The organism is Candidatus Stygibacter australis, from assembly GCA_030765845.1.
Taxonomy (GTDB): domain Bacteria; phylum Cloacimonadota; class Cloacimonadia; order Cloacimonadales; family TCS61; genus Stygibacter; species Stygibacter australis.
On the sequence record JAVCDJ010000106.1, the window covers coordinates 1 to 6,880 of the forward strand.

The window sequence follows — 6,880 nt, forward strand, 5'->3', positions numbered from 1 at the left end:
TCCAGTGGTATCCCTTCTTCTCTACCTTCAATCAAAGAATGGGATACATTGATTGTACTGCCCAGTGTGCCTCCGGCACCCGTATCAGCAGCAACTTGATAACCATCATTTCCATATATGCAGCTATTATAGATATTAAAATTCCCTCCCAATTGCGCAAGAACACAACCTAAGAAATAGTTATGATCATCGCAGGTATTGTACATGATCGTGCAGTTGACCAGATTCGTCTCAGTATAACCAGAAGAACTCGTATTATACCCCCAGATATCGCGATAATCAAAGCCGCTGAGATTGTCCGCTACCAAAGTATTGATTACATCAAGGCGTGCTCTCTCTCCGCTGTAATCATAATTCTGATGCAAAAGGGCTGATTCAGAGTTTATTATCCGGCAATTCTCTACAATACTATGATTACCGGGTGCGCTGCAGTAGGTTAAAAAATGACACGATCCATCCTGCACAATTATATTGTTCATCGTAAACTCAATGCTTTCTGAAATCAAAAATCCGATTTTGGAAGAATTCAATAACTTTAGATTCTGTACTGTGATTGGCATAGGATCCATGAATTGCTGAGTAATTCTGCAAATTCTTTGCATATATAATGGATCACTGATGAATGTCATATTAGCTATCTCATATTCAAATCCACTGTAATAATCTCTAATTAATGCCTGATCTTCACCATTTAAGATCACATCATCCATATTCTCACCCACCAGATTTACATAAGCTTTCATGTTCAAGGGAAATAACTGGTCATTCATACTGGGACTATATATACCATTTAATAAATGAACGGTATTTGGATTCTCATGATTAGATACTATCCTGGTTATTGCCCAAGCTATAGTTTTCATTGGTTCTTCCGGACTCGTGCCGCTGTTGCAATCATCACCTTCCGGAGACACATAAAGATCCCCATCATAAAAATCATAATAAGCTGTATTAACATGTAGATCAAGATATTCCCAGTTATAATTGAATCCATCATTTCCTGCACCAATAAAATACCTGTCCGGTTCCAGGCAACTGAATGTATCCAGATAAACTTCGTGATAAATTGGCTCTTCAATAAAAACGCATATATGAATATCACAATGATCAGGTGCATAATTGCCATAAATACTGCACAAATCGTCCTGATCGAAAGTTACCTGGGTTTCGTGATTAATAGCTAAACCACCATACATTTTCTGACAGTAATTATTTTTTATTGTAGTACCAGATAAAAACACGTGACTTTCGTTTTTGCATGCAACTCCACCGGTAAAACTTCGGGCAAAATTGTTTTTTACTACACACTTGATGACATTCATATATGCATCATCTATATAGATACCACCCCCATCTATTGCATTACCATTCCTGATTATAAAACCAATTATTGTTGTCCCTTCACCCTCATAATTTTCCACAGTAACTACTCTGGCTATTCCTCCTCCATCTATAATCGTTGCATCAATATATTCATCATCTCCGGTGATCATATATAAACTGCCAAGCACCAGGGTTTTCCCTATATAATCAATATTCTCAAAATATGTTCCTGGATATACAAGTATTGTATCATTATTAGAGGCTGATATAATTGCTTCCTGTATTAATGTAAAATCACCAGTGCTATCCTGAGCAACGGTTATTGTGTTACATCTTATATATAAGATAGAAAACAAAAAAAGTAATATAAAGAATTTTCTCATCATCTCTCCATTGTTTTCGGCAGACGTTCCCGAAGGAACGCCTGCCATTCAATTCTAATCACCAGTCACTATTTTAATAAAACTATTTTACTGACCTGTTCATCATAAGGGGAAATCAATCTTACGAAGTATATTCCTCCACTGACCTGTCTCCCATTAGTATCCAATCCTTTCCAGATTTTATCTACTCTTTCTCCTTCTGTGCAATAGGATTTTGCCATGATAGTCTTAACCTTTTGACCTTTCAAGTTATAGATCGTCATATCATATATACCATATTGCCCTGCCTGGAAAGATAATTGAATAGTAGGATTAAATGGATTGGGATATGCTTTTAATGAAGTTTCCAGTTCAGGTACCTGGTCAGAGAGCGGTTCTCCAAATTCGATAAAAGCATAATCTCCCAGGCTACCTGTGATAAGTATATCTGTACTGTATTGGCTGAAGCTGTTATCTATCCGGTAATCCATGACCTGCTTCTCTGATCTGCCGTTATAAAAAACGAATTCTAGTTCATAGCCGGGTTCTTCTTCAAGCACATAAGCTCGTAATTGAAAAAGACTGTCACTATCCACTACTTCTGCACCTTTACAGACATTATCTACGTAAACTGCAACTTCCAGAGGTACTTCTTCTGTAAATTCCATAAAGATCGGTAAATAATTCATTTCTTCCTGATAACTAAATTGTGTAGGTTCTGGTCTTTCATAAGGTGCAATGATCTCTCTGGCTGGTTCCTGCCAGTTAAAATCAAAATCTGCTTCAGAATCATCTACTAATATAACCAGATCTCCATATCTGAGGGTTGAATTTTGCGGAAAGCTCCAGCCGAAAATTGTCTTTATTGCTGTCCAGTTCTTGGTAATTATCTTGTATAATTGCGTTAGTGCCCCAGAACTAAAAGCATCCTCGGCATCCTGGGTGTCTTCTAGAAAATAACATACCCAGTTCTCATCTTTTCTCACATCTACTGTTATATCTGTTTCCGGATCGATCACATCTCCAAAAACACGTAAATATGAACTGCTTAATCCGCTGTCCCAGACTTTGAACTTGTAACCTCTTATGCTGTTGATAAGATTAGCGCATGTTGAAGGAGTCCAGCTATATTCATCATAATCCCAATACCCATTCAAACTACTTGTTGATAAAAGGTAATATACATCAATCTCTTCCGGATTATCTGTATATTCTAATAAGTCTAACATATCCGTAGCTTCCACATATTCACCATTATTTTCCCCATCAGTAACATCAAGCCGCGGAAATCCTATCCAGTTAATATTAACTGTTGCACCATCACTTTCCAGAAATCTTGCCAGATCATGATCATCTCCTGTAAAATAACCCATATCAGACACTGTGCCATCGTCATCATGGTCAAAACTCGGATCTCCTGAATCCATACAGGGACTGTCCAAGTCCAGATTATAATCATCACTACCGGCATCTACAAATTGAGGATTCCCGGTTATATTATTAGTATCTCCTGCTCCTGCATCATTCAAGGTCACATTGCAGCAATTGTAATCTATATCAAATTCAGTAGGAATATCTTCACCATCTTCTATAAAATCATCGAATGAATAGAATATATTATTTGTTATATCCATGGACACAAAATAATACTCACTTCCATTATCCGGATCTTCAAATACATCCTTTGATTCTGAACAATATATTGTGTTATGAAAGAAATCAATACTGTTATCATGGCTGGTTGTTCCTTCGCTTATTGCCATAGTATAATCATAAGTAGCATCTTCAACGAGATCATAAATAAGGTTCTCACTAATTACCATATCCACATAATATAGACAGTAAATATTAAAAGGGAAAGCACAATCTCTGATCTCATTCCCTATGATATCGCTATAATATCCTCCCCCCCCCAGGTGCGGGTATCCGTGCCTGGATTGCTGTCTGGGATTCTTCGCTGAATTCGTTATTTGTTATACTTATCTCCCGGGCATCATGGGTATTAAGTACCGTACAATCTGAACCAGATCCTAAAAATATACATCCATCGATTATAATTGACTTTGCCTTATCTATGTAAACTATCCCCTCAGCATCTCCTGATGTGCATTCAAATATGCAATCCTCAATTTCAATGTCCGGTTCGTCGTAATAGCCTGTTCCGGGTCCTCCGATATCAATTACAAATTCATCCTCATCATTCTCTATAGTCAGATTTTCTAATCTGAAAGTATGGTAGTTAGTTGATCTATATTCCAGGGTTGTATTTTCATATCGGTTCTTAATAGATACATCTCCTATACCCACTATTGTCAGATCAATATCATCAATTGTTATATCTTCCTCCCAATAATCTCCACTACTGGGATAGATATGTATTTCATCTTCGCTGATGGTTTCATCTTCTATATCATCAATTGCATACTGGATGCAATCATAATCACCACCCTGTCCGGTTGGCTTTACAGTTACCACGGCTCCCAAAATAAAGGGTATTATGATAAAAACAGCTATTATCACTGATTTTACTTTACACATTGCCTACTCCTTTAAGCATTTTGGCAACACTAATTAATAACAGCCACTTTCTGCTGCTCTTGATAATTCCCAGCAAGTTTAATTCTTACGTAATAGATTCCGCTGCTTACTTTATTCCCTCTCTCATTCTGTAAATTCCAGTCTGCCTGATATACGCCTGCCTGCTGGCAGTAAATATTATAAACACTCCTCACCTTTTGCCCTTTGGCATTATAGATATCAAACTGGATATCTCCTTCTCTAACACCTCTCCAGCTTATGGTTACTGTCCCCTTTCTTAAACTGCCAGATACTGCCGGGTTGGGATATACATATAGCTGTTGGTCTGGGCAAATAACATCCTCATCTGTTCCGCTGCCCCAGGGATTAAATTCAAAGGCACCAATATCCACTGTCCTGCCTGTAATCCTTGGATTTCCTGCCAGATCAGTCTCTGGAAGTTCTATATCATAAGGCAATTCCGTTGTCCCGGCATCTATCAAGGGCGAATAAGCCAACGGTGCATAATCCTCATCCACCATCGGATCACTGTCAAAATTACCATACAGCCAGTTCAAAGTGGATGGAAAATCTCCCTCCAGTGGTATCCCTTCTTCTCTACCTTCAATCAAAGAATGGGATACATTGATTGTACTGCCCAGTGTGCCTCCGGCACCCGTATCAGCAGCAACTTGATAACCATCATTTCCATAAATACAACTGTTATAAATATTAAAATTACCACCTAATTGCGCAAGAACACAACCTAAGAAATAGTTATGATCATCGCAGGTATTGTTCATGATCGTGCAGTTGACCAGATTCGTCTCAGTATAACCAGAAGAACTCGTATTATACCCCCAGATATCACGATAATCAAAGCCGCTGAGATTGTCCGCTACCAAAGTATTGATTACATCCAGGCGTGCTCTCTCTCCGCTGTAATCATAATTTTGATGGGATATTGCTGATCTGGAATCTACTATCTGGCAATTTTCTACAATACTATGATTACCCGGTGCACTATTGTAGAGCAAAAAATGACACGACCCATTCTGCACAATTATATTGTTCATTGTAAACTCAATACTGGATGTAATATCAAATGCATATCCCGTGGAATCTGTTACTTTCAAATTCTGCATCCTTACCTGCAATGGATCAATATATTGTTGCTTAATTCTACAAATTCTTTGAGAATATCGAGGATTACTTATGAACGTCATATTGGATAATTCATACTCAAAGCCGCTAAAATAGTCTCTAATTATCGCTTTATCTTCTCCATTTAAGATCACATCATCCATACTATCGCCCACAAGACTTACATGGGCTTTCATGTTCAAGGGAAATAACTGGTCGTTTAGACTAGGACTATATGTACCATTTAGCAAATGAACAGTATTTGGATTATCTGGATTAGATACAGTCCTGGTTATTGCCCAGGCTATAGTTTTCATTGGTTCTTCCGGACTCGTGCCACTGTTGCAATCATCACCTTCCGGAGATACATAAAGATCCCCATCATGAAAATCATAATAGGCAGTATTAACATGTAGATCAAGATACTCCCAGTTTAATACATTTCCACCTGGAATTGAGTGTGAAATAAAATATCTATCTGGTTGTAAACAACTGAAAGTATCAAGATACACCTCAAAATATTGAGGATCATCTGGATCTATACCTCTTCCAATATCACATGAGTTAATACCATAATTTCCGTAAATATTACACAAATTTAAAGAATCAAATATACAATTTGATGTTCTGGATATGATTAATCCGCCATTCTCCCGCTCTGCTGTATTATTTCTAATTGTTGTACCTGATAATAAAATTTGAGAAAAAGCAGATGCTAAAATCCCTCCTGCTGCATCTAATGCATGATTGTCCTCAATTATGCAATTCTTAATTGTTAAATAAGAATTTTCTATCAGTATCCCTCCACCATCATCACTAAATCCATTACAAATTGTAAACCCTATGATTCCTGTATTTACACTCTCATAATTTTCTACAGTAACAACTCTGGCAATCCCTCCTCCATCTAATATAGTTGTATCTTTATATTCTTCATTACCGGTAATCATATATAAACTGCCAATTATAAGTGTTTTCCCTATATAATCAATATTCTCATAATATGTTCCTGGATATACCAGTATTGTATCATTATTAGAGGCTGATTCTATTGCCTCCTGGATTACAGTAAAATCTCCTGTACTATCCTGGGCAACGGTTATTGTGTTACATCTTATATATATAATAGAAAACAAAAAAAATAATATAAAGAATTTTCTCATCATTTCTCCATTGTTTTCGGCAGACGTTCCCGAAGGAACGCCTGCCATTCAATTCTAATCACCAGTCACTATTTTAATAAAACTATTTTGCTGACCTGTTCATCATAAGGGGAAATCAATCTTACGAAGTAAATTCCTCCACTTACCTGCTTTCCATTATTATCAAGCCCCTTCCAGACCTTTTCTATTCTTTCTCCTTCACTGCAATAGGATTTTGCCATGATAGTCTTAACCTTTTGACCCTTCAGGTTATAGATCGTCATATCATATATACCATATTGTCCTGCCTGGAACGATAATTGAATAGTAGGATTAAAGGGATTGGGATATGCCCTTAATGATGTTTCAAGTTCAGGTACCTGATCAGAGAGC

5 protein-coding genes are annotated in these 6,880 nt (G+C 37.2%); all 5 read right to left on the reverse strand.

All coding sequences use genetic code 11. The annotated features are described in order from the left end of the window. On the reverse strand, positions 1 to 1,709 hold a 1,709-nt coding region (locus tag RAO94_05565), incomplete at its 3' end, for a DUF1565 domain-containing protein (GenBank protein ID MDP8321797.1). A gap of 65 nt (positions 1,710 to 1,774) precedes the next feature. Then, positions 1,775 to 3,508, reverse strand: a complete 1,734-nt coding sequence (locus RAO94_05570; protein ID MDP8321798.1) for a T9SS type A sorting domain-containing protein — start codon at positions 3,506 to 3,508, stop codon at positions 1,775 to 1,777. A gap of 70 nt (positions 3,509 to 3,578) precedes the next feature. Further along, entirely contained in the window at positions 3,579 to 4,223 is a 645-nt protein-coding gene (locus RAO94_05575; GenBank protein MDP8321799.1) for a hypothetical protein, read from the reverse strand. Positions 4,224 to 4,252: 29 nt separating this feature from the next. Then, entirely contained in the window at positions 4,253 to 6,511 is a 2,259-nt protein-coding gene (locus tag RAO94_05580; GenBank protein MDP8321800.1) for a DUF1565 domain-containing protein, read from the reverse strand. Between the two features lie 65 nt (positions 6,512 to 6,576). After that, positions 6,577 to 6,880 (reverse strand): T9SS type A sorting domain-containing protein (locus RAO94_05585; GenBank protein MDP8321801.1); only part of this gene is annotated, 304 nt, incomplete at its 5' end.

Excerpts from the sequence above, each read along its gene's own strand:
- RAO94_05570 (MDP8321798.1), bottom strand. The coding sequence starts at position 3,508 with ATGGTAATTAGTGAGAACCTTATTTATGATCTCGTTGAAGATGCTACT.
- RAO94_05580 (MDP8321800.1), bottom strand. The coding sequence starts at position 6,511 with ATGATGAGAAAATTCTTTATATTATTTTTTTTGTTTTCTATTATATAT.
- RAO94_05575 (MDP8321799.1), bottom strand. The coding sequence starts at position 4,223 with ATGTGTAAAGTAAAATCAGTGATAATAGCTGTTTTTATCATAATACCC.